A 14,267-nucleotide genomic window follows, 5' to 3' on the forward strand; every position below is an offset into this window, starting at 1 on the left:
TTCTGCATAAAATTATCAAATTATCATTCGCTAATTATTTAGTCTTCTTGGCAAATAAGGTATTGATAGCTTAACTGTCATCAATTTCATCCACTAGGTCTATAGTTAAATTTTTTAGGTTGAGGAAAATAACCCCAATTGCTTAAACATTGTTGTAGTAAGTTTTTCTAACTATCTTAATTTATAGCTGGCAGTAAAGCATTTACAACTTAATGAGTTTATTCTCACAACAGTATAGCACCTATTATTAAGTAGAACAAATGTAGTTTTTTGTTTTATATGTTACGCAGTAATAAAAACGATAATCAATTGCGAAGTCCAAAAGAAGCTAGCAGCGCCCAAAACTCACCTACGTACAAGCAAGTTTTTAAATAAAGATTGGATAAAGCTTGAATAAAGATTAAATAAAATTTTTTTTTTGATACCAAAATAAAGGTAGTATTATCTAGAGAAAACCTTGTAAGTATTTTTACTAAAAAAACATATTATTAATAAATCTAAACGAAGTTGTTGAATCTAAATTCTCTTGAGATATAGAAGCGGTAGGCATACTTATGGACTCTCGGCGTACTTCAGTAGTAGAAAAATCTTTAACTGCCATAGCAACTAATTCCAAGAAGTCAGCGTACTACTTAGCTGCCATGCGGCCGCGACAATGGACGAAAAACCTGGTGGTATTTGCAGCACCATTGTTCGCATTTAGCATCAATCTGCAATCTCTGCTGGGTAGCTTATTGGCATTTGTATTATTTTGCTGTGCATCAAGTGGCTTCTACTTAATCAATGACATCGTAGATGTGGAATCTGATCGTCAACACCCTGTCAAGTGTAAGCGTCCAATAGCTGCTGGATTAGTCAGCATCCGTGTTGCTACTGGGATGGCATTGGTGCTTTTAGGTGGAGCGCTAATTTTTGGGTGGTTGCGATCGCCCCATTTGGGTGCAGCGATAACTGCATACGCGCTGTTACAGGTTGCCTATAATCTGCGACTCAAACGGATGGTGATTTTGGATATTGGGGCGATCGCTACTGGATTTGTGCTACGAGCTTATGCCGGCGCTGCTGCTACCAGTATTACTTTATCATCTTGGTTTTTAATGTGTACTGCAATGTTGGCGCTATTTCTAGGTATTGAAAAGCGCAAAGCAGAACTACGATTAGCGCAACTTAAAGGCAACAAGCCTCGCTCTGTCCTCAAATACTATTCCTTGCCTCTACTAGGTCGCATGGAAAATGTTGTCACCACAGGCACAGTTCTCACCTATGCTCTTTGGAGTTCCGGGCCCTATCTACATGGAGCGCCCACCTCTTGGATGCTACTGACTTTACCGTTTGTGTTGTATGGAATTTTTCGCTATCAACTGCTGAGTGATCCCCAACAGATTAGCACTTACAGCGACAACCATCATCCAGAGCAAGGTGGACGTAGTGAACGCCCAGAAGAAGTTTTATTGAAAGACTTGCCAATACTAATCACAGTTATTGGTTGGATTATCACATGCTTTTTGATTCTCTGGTTGAGAAAGCAAGGGATGATTGAATAAATCTCACAGGAGAAGCCACTAGTACCGCAAGGCGGAAGTCAAAATTCAAAAGAATTATATTCCGAGCTTCTTACGCCATTTGAAATAGTCTGTTTATTTACGCCGTGCTGTACTAGCAGTTAGTCTGCCCGATCAAGCTTGTAACTGTTTCACCCTAACAAGTTGTATGAATAGTTTTAGCCTTGCTGACGAGATGAAACTACCTTGTCAAAAAATGTCTGGACTTGCTGCACTAAAAACACGCTATCGTCCATTTATCTGTCCTCTTGATATGGTTCTTGCCAAGATTCCCGAAGGCGCACGTCTTTATGATATTGGTTGCGGTACAGGAGCGTTACTTTATCTGGCTTTAAAGTTGCGTTCAGTAAAAGTAGCTCATGGTTATGATATTTCACGTGAAGCGGTGAAAGCTTCTGAGGCTTTTGCAATGAAATCTGAAATTTTTCAGGTCAGGCATTTGCATCCAGAAGAAACACCACCAGATTTACATGGATATGACACTGTAACTATGATTGATGTTCTCCACCACATTCCTCCAAAATTACAGGACGATTTTCTCCGTAAAACAATTTCGCAGATGGATTCAGGAGCAAGGCTGATTATTAAAGACATTGAGGCATCCAAAATTATTGGGTCTTTTATGAATCAGCTTCATGACTTGTTACTGGCAAGAGAATGGGTTCACCAACGCCGAAGTAGCGATCTTGTTCAAGTTTTTCAATCAATGGGAGCTACAGTTAGTCGTCCAATTCTCCGTTGGACTCTTTGGTATCCACACTTTCAAATTGTGGTATTAGTACCTTAAAGGACTTCCAAATAAAAAAATCTCAAATTTTCTTGTTGATAGGTGTCCGCATTACTTGCCGCGACGCGAACACCCATCCCATATTCAGGGTATGCAGAACTCAGAGCGAGACTTCGACTCTTCTCTACTAGACTCTCTCTGTGCGTAGCTTTCTTCCACAAAAAAGTGCTACTGCAAGTTTGACAATAAACCTGTCGAACTGCTCAGTACAAGTCAGTCAAACGCTGCCCACCCCACAAGATGGATAATTTATTTATTGGAAGTCCCTAAGGCGTGATGGGAGGAAACTTGACGGAATTTGTAGATGAAAAATCCCACAGCTATTTTCATAAAACTCTTCAGCACCTTTATTTCCTGGCTGCATTTGCTCATTCAGGGAAACAACCAACCAGGTTTTAAAAGGAAACCCCACAGACTACCACGACAAGTCTATACATTGGCAAGTATCGAAATTGAGTGGCTAAAAACCTGTAAAATTCAAGGGATAATCCTCGATTTAGACAACACTATTGTTTCAGAAGATGATCTCTACCTATCTCCTTATGCAGAAGATTGGATTAAGCAAGCAAAGTTAGCCGGATTGCAATTTTTTATCCTCTCAAATGGGAAACGTCGCTATCGCGTCAAATATTGGTCTCATCGCCTTGATATTCCAGCACTCAGTCCGGCGAAAAAACCCTTCCCCCCTGCATTTCGACAGGCAACAGCTTATATGAAATTACCAGCAAAACAAATACTCGTTATTGGTGATAGTTTACATACTGATTTTGTGGGAGCATTAATTTGTAGATGTGGTTTCATCCAAGTCGCTAGCCTACCGCACCCGCCCCGATGGTGGGAAAAACTTGCTGGGAAATGGGTGCAAATACCTTATCCATCTGGAGGAGAACTTTGGGATTTTGACGATACTGCTGGCTATGAGAGTTTCTTCTAAATTGCTCTTTTCATCAAAAAAATATCACTTTATAAATTGAGTAAATTTTCACTATGAATAACCAGATAGTTTTTAGCTTGCTGATTTTAATCACGGTGGGGTTAAACACACTGGCACAAAATCTATTGAAACTAGGAGCAGGACAAAATCCGTTAAATATCTATTTAATGGCAGGGATTTTGAGTTATGGTTTGAGTGCGGTTTTTTATGTAGTAGTTTTAGGCAAACTGAATTTATCTGTTGCCTATCCATTAGTAATAGGATTAACAATTATAGTTACAATGATTACTGGATCTGTAATTTTGAAAGAAAAAATCTTAATTTCCCAATGGTTAGGAGCAGGTTTGATGTTGAGTGGTATCTGGGCAATTGCTTTAGGTAAACATTGACTATAAAAAAACTAAATTATGTAAGAACTAAAAGTGCCAGGACGTAAAACAAATGATCATGACAATCAAAAATCAGAGATGGTCTAAATATTATATCTCTATTTTAATATTGGTTTTTTTGAGTGGTTTACTCCGCTTTTTTATGCTGTCAAGCCAGAGTCTTTGGTACGATGAAGGCTTGACCTTAACTAATTCTGATGTTTCGACTTTTCAAGAGAGTATTTCGAGAGTTAGAAACATCACAAATAGTGATAGGTTTCAGCCACTATACTTTATAGTTATGTTTTGGTGGCGTCAGCTATTTGGCGAAAGTGAATTTGCCCTTCGCTCACTCTCTACTATTTTAGGTATTGGCTCAAATGTCATTCTATTCTTTACTGCTTTGCGGATATATGGTAAAAAGCACGCCTTCTGGACTCTGGTAATTTTGACATTCAGTTGTTTCTGTGTCAACTACAGCCAAGAAGCAAGAATTTATTCCTTCGCAATGTTTATCGCCTCACTTCAATTATATTTCTTTAGCAAAGTATTAGTTAAAAATCAAACTCATCAAAATACTTCAAAATGGCTGTTTAGTATTTTTACTGCCTTAGGGCTTTTTAGTAACATTACTATGTGGCTTTTTACTACAGCTTTATGTGTATCTCATATTGCCATCTATAGAAATTTCAAGGAATGGCTACAATGGTGGCTTCCTGCTGCGTTTTTATCTATACCGTCAGTTATATATCACCTGACTTTACCTGGAGCAACCGATCCCGAAACAATTCCAATTAATCGTTTGGGATTACCCATAATCCAAAATATTCTTTTTGTGTTAAATGGAATTTTGGTGGGAACAACCTATGGCCCTTCAATGGAGCAATTGCGCGGTGATGATAGAGTGCAAGTTATGCTTACTTATTGGCCTCAACTACTTTTATTATTAATTGTCGGTACTGTAATTTTATTGGCTTTAGTAAGAGTTTTATTGATACACAAGAAAAAGGGCAGAGAGCAACATCCTGATTACTTTTTTACTTCTGTTTTTGTTATAGCATTTTTGCTAGGATTGCTTTTAGCTATAGTTGCCAAAACTAATTGGGTGCCACGTCACTCTTATTATCTTTGGTTACCACTTGCCATACTTCTACCATCGGCTTTGAGTCAAAGACCTAGTATCACATCAAAGCGCTATGGAGTGTCTAAGTTGGCTCAAATTGCTGTCATCTCTCTGATAGTTATGAATATTTATTCTCTTGGTAACTACTACTTCAATGGAGACTATCAGAGAGATGACTATCGTTCTGCTGTCCAGTACCTAATAAAAAATCGCTCCTCTTCTACACAATCTGTATTTTTATTTGCTAATCCCAGATTATTTGAATATTACGGTGACAGTTTCACTCTGGATGCAAGAAATTTGGGGGAACGGTTAAAAAAAGAAGTTCCGAATGAAAATTTTGCTGAAGAAATTGAAAAATTAACAAATAATAAGGATACTGTTCTCCTGACAATTAATCGTGATTATCAATTTCCTAAAGGGTTGATTGAAAGAAAAATGAGTAGTTTGTATAAGCTGGATTCTCAAGTTGATTTTGCATATTTTAAAATATATCGTTTTGTCAAGAAGAAAAATTGAATTGGGCGATTGGAGGCTCTGAAGTTATGGAGTAAAAAAGAACCTTGCTCTGGTGGGGGTGTAGTTGTTAGGTATAGTAGAATATTGCGGCAGGTAACTGTCAGTCGCCTCTTGGACTTAATCTTTGTGGGTGACTTCCTCTTCAGTTGCTACTACACTCAATCAATCGATCATGCAACCACCCATTACAGTTGGTACTGTCTTGCAAAACCGTTACCGCATAATTCAAATTCTCGGACAAGGAGGATTTGGTAGAACCTATCTGGCAGAAGACCAGAGGCGCTTTAACGAACTTTGCGCGATCAAGGAATTGACTTCAACAGCAACAGGGGCTTTGGCTTGGGAGAAGGCACAAGAGCTTTTTCACCGAGAGGCTGCCATTTTATATCAAATCGAACACCCACAAGTCCCTAAATTTCGGGAAAGATTTGAGCAAGATCAACGCTTATTTTTGGTGGAAGACTACGTTGCAGGTCAGACGTACCGGACTCTGCTAGCTGAACGTCAAGCTGTGGATCAAACTTTTACAGAAGCAGAAGTATTACAGCTAATAGAGTTGTTGCTGCCTGTTTTAGAGCATATTCACAGTCGAGGGATTATTCACCGAGATATCTCGCCAGAAAATATTATTTTGCGAGATAGTGACGCGAAACCTGTGTTAATTGACTTTGGGGTAGTGAAAGAACTAGCAACGCGTTTACGATCGCCAGATAATGCCCTGCCAGAAACCACTGTGGGAAAATTAGGCTACTCTCCTAGCGAACAAATGCAAACAGGGGGAGCTTATCCTAGCAGTGACTTGTATGCTTTAGCGGTAAGCGCGGTCGTTTTGCTGACTGGTAAAGAACCAAAGGATTTATTTGATGAAAACCAACTAACTTGGAATTGGCAGCGGTGGGTAAAAGTAAATCCACGATTTGCTGTAGTGTTGAATCGGATGTTGAATCATATACCGAGCGATCGCTATCAAAGTGCTGCTAGTGTATTGCAAGCACTCCAACCTTTACAGCAACCGAATCTTCCCCCTCTGAATGTGTCCAACTTACAGACAATGGCTGTTGGTCGTCGTCCTGACTTAGTACCACCACCAGCTTCGCCTCAGAAACCCAATCCTGTGATTCCACCAAGCACCACTAACTCAATTTTGGATAATCCCTTAGCGATTACCGCAATTGGCAGCGCTGTCGTGATTATCGCCGGATTCGGTTCTTGGGCGCTGGTAAGTTCCATCCGCAGTCAGCCGAAAACACCAATTGAAACGCTTCCACAAAATTTCCCTTCACCAGTGATTCCTGGTGGTACTACACCCACACTTACACCCACACCCACACCCACCAGCAATCAATCTGTTGTACCTAGTAAACGCCTCAATCTGGGAGCATCTAATAACACAGCCACGGTTAACGATACTCTGAAAACAAATCAAATAATCAGGTACACTTTTTTCGGGCAAAAAGGTGACAAGCTAACTGCGTTTCTTGACCCAGGAAGCAATATTTTGTTAACAGTCTTCAGTCCCAATCAACAACCAATTGATATTAATGCCCAACAAGTAACAGCATATCAAGGCATATTGCTGGTTACTGGTAGATATACTATTGAGTTAACTCTGGTTCCAGGAGTTACCGAAAGCAATTACAACCTGAATGTTGCATTAGAAAAACTAGTTAAACCAACACCCATAGAGACACCCTTGCCAATACCCACAGTAACGCCCTTACCAATACCCACAGTAACGCCCTTACCAATACCCACAGCAACACCCTTGCCAATACCCACAGAAACACCCTTGCCAATACCCACAGCAACACCCTTACCAATACCCACAGAAACACCCTTGCCAATTCCTACCACTATTGAAACGCCAACTTTGCCACCGACTGATGGAACACAACCATTTTCTGGTCAAAGAAATTAATGTTAAACACACTACTAATTACTGGAACTGATACGGAAGCTGGTAAAACTGTTTTAACGACAGCATTAGCAGCCTATTGGCAAAAATATTACCCGCAGCGTAGCTGGGGAATCATGAAACCGATTCAATCAGGAATTGGCGATCGCGAGTGGTATCAAAAGCTATTTGCGCTAGAACAATCTGCTGAAGAAATTACACCTTTGTACTTTCAAGCACCTCTAGCCCCTCCCATCGCAGCAGCACGGGAAAATCGCCAAGTAGATTTAGCTCTTGTGTGGCAAGCTTTGTCTAAGTTGCGATCGCACCGTGATTTTGTACTTGTAGAAGCCTTGGGAGGGTTGGGTTCGCCAATCACAGAGGAATTAACGGTAGCTGATTTGGCAGGGGAATGGCGTTTACCAACGGTATTAGTAGTACCAGTGAGATTAGGTGCGATCGCTCAAGCAGTGGCAAATGTAGCATTAGCTAGACAATCGCGCGTCAATCTCAAAGGTATTGTTCTGAACTGCGTACAACCCCGAACAGATGCAGAAATAGCCGATTGGACACCACATCAATTGATTCAATCACTTACCAATACACCAGTTTTAGGCTGTTTACCTTATTTAGATAATCTTACTGATTTAGATAAACTTGCTCAAATAGCATCAGATTTAGATTGGGAAACACTGACATTTTAAATTGAGCATTGGATATTGAGTATTAACAACATACAATTGCAAATTAAGCAACCCTTGTTTTATATTTAAGTGAAATTGGTATAACGATATGGACATCAACCCAATTGACCTGCTTGGGGAGGACGACGATGAACCGGAAACGCCAGCTAACCGTGAAAAACGCAAAAGTCGTCTAAATAGTGCTGTAGCAATTGCAGTTGCATTGATAGCAACTTTTATGGGCATCTGCAAAGTCAAAGACGATAATATAGTTCAGGCAATGCAGCAAGCTCAAGCAAATAAAATTGATGATTGGGCGTTATACCAGGCTCGTAATATTCGTGAAGAAATAGCCAAATCAAATGTGGTGCAACTCAAATTGCAATCTCTTTCTCAACCTGCTGCTGTGAGGGCTGACTATGAAAAACAGATTGCCGCTTATCAAAGCATTGCGGATAAAGAAGACCAGAAAAAGCAGCAACAGAAGGTAATTGCCGAACAAGATCAAACAACCTATGACCAGCTTAATTATCATGACGACCAGTTTGATCTAGCTGATGCCTCCTTATCGATCTCTGTCTCGCTATTTGCTATTACATCTCTATCTCAGAAAAAATGGTTGTTCTACGCCGCTTTAGTTCCAACTCTATTTGGCTTGATCATGGGGTTATCAGGATTATTAAACTGGCAAGTACATCCTGATGCCTTGACTAAATTACTATCCGAAAATTTCTTAGAAAAGCCAGCCGAAAAAAAAATAGTGCTTTCCATTGGCGCTTCCCCAAATTCCAAAGTGTTTTAACTTACTTAGGGACTTCCAAATAACAAAATATCCAATTAACCCTTGTGGGGTGGGCGACACGAGATCCCAGTTTATATGTCGGGCAAGATGCCCACCCCCACAAGATTGGATAATTTATTTGTTGGAAGTCCCTAAGAAGATTTTGATGCGAATTCTTCCCCATTCCCGGCGATAAACTGGGAAAATAAACTCAGTTATGTACTTAAACTAGTTTGTATTCATAATGGTTTCTACCTTTCCCAATCCCTCTTCTGTTGATCTATCTCGCATCCGACTCGCGATCCGTTCATTGCAACCGCAATTAGTAGAGTGGCGGCGGCGATTGCATCAACAACCAGAGTTGGGTTTTCAGGAAAAACTGACAGCTGAGTTTGTATCACAAAAGCTGCAAGAATGGGAGATTGAGCATAAAACTGGTATTGCCCACACTGGCATTGTTGCCACGATTAAAGGTAACAAACTCCCCACGAGCAAAGTTTTAGCAATTCGGGCGGATATGGATGCTTTGCCAATCCAAGAACTCAACGAAGTACCGTACAAATCGCAGCATGAGGGAGTGATGCACGCTTGTGGACATGATGGACATACAGCGATCGCTTTAGGTACAGCTTATTATCTTCAGCAGCATCGGCAAGACTTCTCTGGTACGGTGAAAATTATCTTTCAGCCAGCAGAAGAATCACCAGGAGGCGCGAAGCCGATGATTGAAGCTGGAGTCCTGAAAAATCCTGATGTTGATGCGATTATTGGTTTGCACTTGTGGAATAATTTACCTTTAGGAACAGTAGGTGTGCGGGCTGGGGCGTTGATGGCTGCTGTGGAGTGCTTCAACTGCACAATTTTGGGCAAAGGTGGACACGGCGCACTACCCCATCAAACTGTTGATTCTGTTGTTGTTGCTGCCCAAATCGTCAATGCTTTGCAAACCATTGTCGCTCGAAATGTGAATCCCATTGATTCGGCAGTGGTGACAGTGGGTGAACTTCATGCAGGAACCAAGCGTAATGTGATTGCTGATACAGCGAGAATGAGTGCTACTGTCAGGTATTTTAATCCTAGTTTGAAAGGCTTTTTTCAAGAGCGTGTCGAGCAGATTATTGCTGGAATTTGTCAGAGTCATGGTGCGAATTATGACTTAGAATACTGGTCACTTTACCCACCAGTAATTAATGATATGAGAATAGCAGAACTGGTGCGATCTGTAGCCGAAGAAGTGGTAGAAACTTCTCTAGGTATTGTGCCAGAATGCCAAACTATGGCTGCTGAAGATATGTCATTTTTCTTAGAAGAGGTTCCTGGTTGTTATTTCTTTTTGGGTTCTGCTAACCCAGCGAAAGACTTAGCATATCCCCATCATCATCCCCGGTTTGATTTTGACGAAACCGCCTTGGCAATGGGTGTGGAAATATTTATTAGATGCGTGGAAAAATACTTTCTTTAAACTTACCGAAGAAAGGCAGAATAATGCAAAAGTACGACGGAGTGATCGCAATCTCTGCGATGGAATTAGTATTTTTCAATAAATCTTGACTTTATTATACAATAATATCAGTTTTATCACTGAACTTTCATAGCTCAATTTAAAGCTATTCTGTAGCGAGAATATACGGTCAATAAATTTATCTGTTGATGCAAGCAGGGGAGGAAGAATTAACTTTTTTCCTTCCCTGCTTATCCGAACCGTATTGGACTCCATTGGATCTACTGCAATACTTGTCGGTTAACGGGAAAAGGGCAATGGGAAAGGGGAAAGAAAAAACTTTTAACCTTTACCCTTTAACCTTTACCAAAAACCAAATTCCAGTTTAAAATCCACGAAGCGAGCAGTATTGGGATCTACTGGATCTACAAATCTCCAGCTTTCATCGCTTGAGCAGGTGGTAGGTTCACATCTTTTGCCAAACTGACTGTTTTCAACAATCCAATTACCCACCAAGTCATGTCAATTTCCCACCAGCGCCAACCACATTTGGCTACGTGAGGATAGGCATGATGATTATTGTGCCATCCTTCTCCATAGGTGAGAATCGCTGCCCACCAAAGATTACGAGAATTATCATTGCAGGCAAAGCTGCGATATCCCCATAGATGAGTTACTGAATTGATAAACCAAGTCGTATGCCAGAGAATCACAGTTCTCAAAAATACACCATAGATAATGAATGACCAACCGCCAAGTACATAAAGCAACAATGCAACTGGAATTTGCAGCGATAGAAAGTAGCGATTGAGCCAACGATAAAAAGGATATCGCACTAAATCGGGAGCAAATCGCTGATAGCGCTCATAATCGAAGAATTCTGGACGGGGATAAAAAATCCACAGGATATGACTCCACCAAAAACCTCTGCGGGCAGAGTAGGGATCTTTATATTCGTCTTCGGTGTGAGCATGATGCAAACGATGTCCAGCCACCCAGAAGATCGGCCCTCCTTGTAAAGATAATGCACCCAAAATGGCGATCGCATACTCTAACCACCTAGGTACTTTAAAGCTGCGATGACTCAGCAACCGATGATAGCCTAAGCAAACTCCGATACTGCCAAATAGCCAGTGCAGAAATACAGCTACACCCAATGCACTCCAAGAGAAAAACCAAGGAGCTAGCAATGCAACTGCATGGATAGTACCAAAAAATACCACTGCGACCCAATCGAGACGCAGAGGTTTCTCTGGCAAAGTTTCTAAAGAATTGAATCTCACTAAATATTTCCTCAACAACCACAAAACAGTTATCAATCAATTCCAATACCGTTCACCTAAGCCCAAAATTCTTGGTAAGTAAGTCGGCACAATAAAACCAAACTGTGTAAAAAAAGTAAACAAGCCTCAAACTCTCTTTCCCCCTGCTCCTTGCCCCCTGTCTTATCCCAACATAATTATTTACGCCGACCTACTTATGGCTGCTCATTGTGAAACTCTTATTACTAAAAATGTTGTTATTTTTGGACAAAAGTTACATTTGTCCAATCATGAGGCTGGAGAAATATTTCGGTAAGCCGTGCTTCGGGTGTGCCTGGTTCTGGCTCATAGCAATATTCCCAACGTGCAAGAGGTGGTAGAGACATCAATATAGATTCAGTTCTCCCATTGGTTTGCAGACCAAAAACCGTCCCCCGGTCATATACCAAATTAAACTCTGCGTAACGACCCCGACGGTATAGTTGAAACTGGTGTTGGCGATCGCCATACTCTATTTCCTGCCGTCGTTCTACAATGGGCAAATAGGCGGGTAGAAATGCTTGACCGCAAGACTGCACAAAGGCAAAAATATCTTCCCAGTTCCGAGATACCGTTCCGACTTGCTGACTGTAGAGTGCTGCGGGACTATCTGTTTGAGAACCAACATAAAGCTGGCCACTAGCATCCTGATAATCAAAGAAAATGCCGCCAATGCCTCGCTGTTCTTGGCGATGTTTCAAGTAGAAGTATTCATCACACCAGCGTTTAAAGGTTGGATAATACTCTGGATGGTAGATATCACAGGCGTTTTTTAACGTCTGATGAAAATGAACTGCATCCTGTGCAAAGGGATAATATGGCGTTAAATCAGCCCCACCACCAAACCACCAAATTGGGCCTGCCTCAAAGTAACGATAGTTGAGATGTACTGTTGGTACGTAGGGATTACGGGGATGCAGTACCATTGAGGTTCCCGTAGCGAAAAACTCATGTCCTGCGGCTTCTGGACGTTGAGCCAAAATTGCTGGAGGTAGATTATTTCCCCAAACTGCGGAAAAGTTCACGCCACCCTGTTCAAACACCCGCCCTTCTCGAATCACGCGGGTACGTCCTTCTCCGCCTTCTACTCGCTCCCAGTGGTCTTGTTGAAAGCGTGCTTCTCCATCAAGTTGCTCTAAGGCTGTGCAAATCTCATCCTGTAAGTTCTGCATGAATTGCTGCGATCGCACCCGCGAATCCTGGGGTATTGTGTTGCTAGGTGATGTCAGCATTGTTGTGTAATTTCTAGATTCTTGCAGAGAATTCTCGGAATGACGACCCATGTTAAAACCTCTGAAACTTTGAGTAAGTTTTTGTACTGATATATAACTATGTAGCTATATAGTTATTTTAAAGCAAAGAAGTTTCAAAACTTAATAAATTATTTAAATCCTAGTCCTCAAAGGTTTTCTGTTTGTACTTTTTCGGTTCTAGTATCTGGGTTATAAGAGAAGGCAGGGGGCAGGAGGAAAGAATTATGATTGAATTGGGAACTGGGAACACTTCGCCAAAGCTCTGTCACTATTGGGGATTGGGAAGATTTGAATGGGGATTCAGACTCCCAAGCAAAATCTTAAAAAATTTCCTCCCCAATCCCCAGTTCCCAGTCCCCAATCCCGCAACCAGAAATTCCGACTTTACTAAAGGATTGTGAAGAGGTCTAGCCAAATAATCCCATCTATCATAACTTAATAGTTATAAAACTATTAACTGGAATGCTGCATTACTCATGGTTAACACCCTACCCAAGCCAGAAACTAAAACCCCCAGCAAAGAAACTGTACTCACCCCTCGGTTTTATACTACAGATTTTGAAACCGCAGCCCAGTTGGATTTGTCTGCCCAAGAAACAGAATTGCAGGCGATGTTGACAGAAATGCGGACAGACTACAACCGCCACCATTTTGTTCGCGATGAAGCGTTTGAGCAGTCTTGGGAACATGTTAGCGGTGAAGCAAGACAGGCATTTATAGAATATTTGGAACGCTCTTGCATTTCTGAGTTTTCCGGCTTCTTGCTATTCAAGGAACTATCCCGCAAGCTCAAAAATCGCAGTCCAGTGCTAGCGGAAATATTTCAACTGATGGCGCGTGATGAAGCCCGCCACGCCGGATTTCTCAACAAAGCAATGGGCGATTTTAAAGTTTCCCTGGATTTAGCCACTGTTACTAAAACCCGCACCTATACGTTTTTCCCGATTGAGTGGGTACTTTACACCGTTTACCTATCAGAAAAAATTGGGTACTGGCGTTACATTATTATTTTCAGACATCTAGAAAAGCACCCAGAAAACGAGTTTTACCCCATTTTCCGGTACTTTGAGAGTTGGTGTCAGGACGAAAACCGCCACGGAGATATATTTAAAGCGCTTTTACGTTCTCAACCGCAACTCTGGAACACCTGGAAATCTCGGCTGTGGAGTCGCTTTTTCTTACTATCGGTATTTGCTACCCACACCTTGACAGTTCATGAACGTTCCGGGTTCTACAAATCACTGGGGCTTGATGCCACAGAATTCGATCTCCAAGTTGTCCGCAACACCAATGAAACCGCCGGACGGGCTTTTCCTGTGATGTTGAATACCGAACATCCCAAGTTTTTCTCCCGCCTGCAACGCTGTGCAGGTTACAACTTGAAAATTGCAGAGATTGAGGGCAGTTCTGTGCCGAAAGTTGTCAAGTTAATTCGCAAACTACCTTTGATTGCAGCAATTATTTGGAATCTGTTGTTAGTTTACCTCATCAAACCCATTGATACTGAGGCTTTACGGGGAACGGTTCGTTAGCTATTAGACATCTGCTAATGAAAAAGTAGGGACGCAAAATCTCGCGTCTCTACAAGGGTGATAGATAATCCATAATTAATTTGATCAGA

The 14,267-nt window shown here is 41.3% G+C and carries 12 protein-coding genes; 10 read left to right on the top strand and 2 right to left on the bottom strand.

All coding sequences use genetic code 11. From position 1 onward, the window contains the following. The first annotated feature begins 554 nt into the window (after nt 1-554). The 9 genes from V7L07_RS31055 to V7L07_RS31095 all read left to right on the top strand — a co-directional run bounded on the left by V7L07_RS31055 (nt 555) and on the right by V7L07_RS31095 (nt 10,113). Nucleotides 555-1,544, top strand: a complete 990-nt coding sequence (locus tag V7L07_RS31055) for a decaprenyl-phosphate phosphoribosyltransferase (RefSeq protein WP_335063248.1) — start codon at nt 555-557, stop codon at nt 1,542-1,544. A 166-nt stretch (nt 1,545-1,710) separates the two neighbouring features. After that, nucleotides 1,711-2,349, top strand: coding sequence for a class I SAM-dependent methyltransferase (locus tag V7L07_RS31060; protein ID WP_179068695.1), 639 nt, complete (start codon nt 1,711-1,713; stop codon nt 2,347-2,349). 304 nt (nt 2,350-2,653) lie between these two features. After that, complete coding sequence (locus V7L07_RS31065) at nt 2,654-3,283, top strand: YqeG family HAD IIIA-type phosphatase (protein ID WP_335063249.1); 630 nt, start codon at nt 2,654-2,656, stop codon at nt 3,281-3,283. A 53-nt stretch (nt 3,284-3,336) separates the two neighbouring features. After that, complete coding sequence (locus V7L07_RS31070; protein WP_335063250.1) at nt 3,337-3,672, top strand: EamA family transporter; 336 nt, start codon at nt 3,337-3,339, stop codon at nt 3,670-3,672. Between the two features lie 52 nt (nt 3,673-3,724). After that, nucleotides 3,725-5,293: a glycosyltransferase family 39 protein gene (locus V7L07_RS31075; RefSeq protein ID WP_335063252.1), complete on the top strand. Its 1,569-nt coding sequence runs from the start codon at nt 3,725-3,727 to the stop codon at nt 5,291-5,293. Between the two features lie 172 nt (nt 5,294-5,465). Further along, entirely contained in the window at nt 5,466-7,211 is a 1,746-nt protein-coding gene (locus V7L07_RS31080) for a protein kinase domain-containing protein (RefSeq protein WP_335063253.1), read from the top strand. Beyond that, nucleotides 7,211-7,891, top strand: coding sequence for a dethiobiotin synthase (gene bioD / locus V7L07_RS31085; protein WP_335063254.1), 681 nt, complete (start codon nt 7,211-7,213; stop codon nt 7,889-7,891). Before V7L07_RS31080 ends, bioD begins: the two co-directional genes overlap by 1 nt. 88 nt (nt 7,892-7,979) lie before the next feature. Continuing rightward, nucleotides 7,980-8,672, top strand: coding sequence for a DUF4337 domain-containing protein (locus V7L07_RS31090; protein ID WP_335063255.1), 693 nt, complete (start codon nt 7,980-7,982; stop codon nt 8,670-8,672). Between the two features lie 223 nt (nt 8,673-8,895). After that, on the top strand, nt 8,896-10,113 hold the full coding sequence (locus tag V7L07_RS31095; RefSeq protein ID WP_335063256.1) for a M20 family metallopeptidase: 1,218 nt from the start codon (nt 8,896-8,898) through the stop codon (nt 10,111-10,113). 404 nt (nt 10,114-10,517) lie between these two features. On the opposite strand, the gene V7L07_RS31100 is transcribed toward V7L07_RS31095, so the two are convergent. Continuing rightward, the gene (locus tag V7L07_RS31100) at nt 10,518-11,375 is read right to left on the bottom strand and encodes an acyl-CoA desaturase (RefSeq protein WP_335063258.1); all 858 of its coding nucleotides are present in this window, start codon (nt 11,373-11,375) and stop codon (nt 10,518-10,520) included. 236 nt (nt 11,376-11,611) lie between these two features. Further along, nucleotides 11,612-12,676 (bottom strand): oxygen-dependent coproporphyrinogen oxidase, encoded by a 1,065-nt coding sequence (hemF, locus tag V7L07_RS31105; protein WP_335063260.1) that lies wholly within the window; start codon nt 12,674-12,676, stop codon nt 11,612-11,614. Between the two features lie 446 nt (nt 12,677-13,122). Between hemF and acsF the strand changes: the two genes are divergently transcribed. Further along, nucleotides 13,123-14,178: a magnesium-protoporphyrin IX monomethyl ester (oxidative) cyclase gene (gene acsF / locus V7L07_RS31110; RefSeq protein ID WP_335063262.1), complete on the top strand. Its 1,056-nt coding sequence runs from the start codon at nt 13,123-13,125 to the stop codon at nt 14,176-14,178. Nucleotides 14,179-14,267: the final 89 nt, after the last annotated feature.

Origin of the sequence: Nostoc sp. (assembly GCF_036916985.1) — a bacterium.
GTDB lineage: Bacteria > Cyanobacteriota > Cyanobacteriia > Cyanobacteriales > Nostocaceae > Nostoc.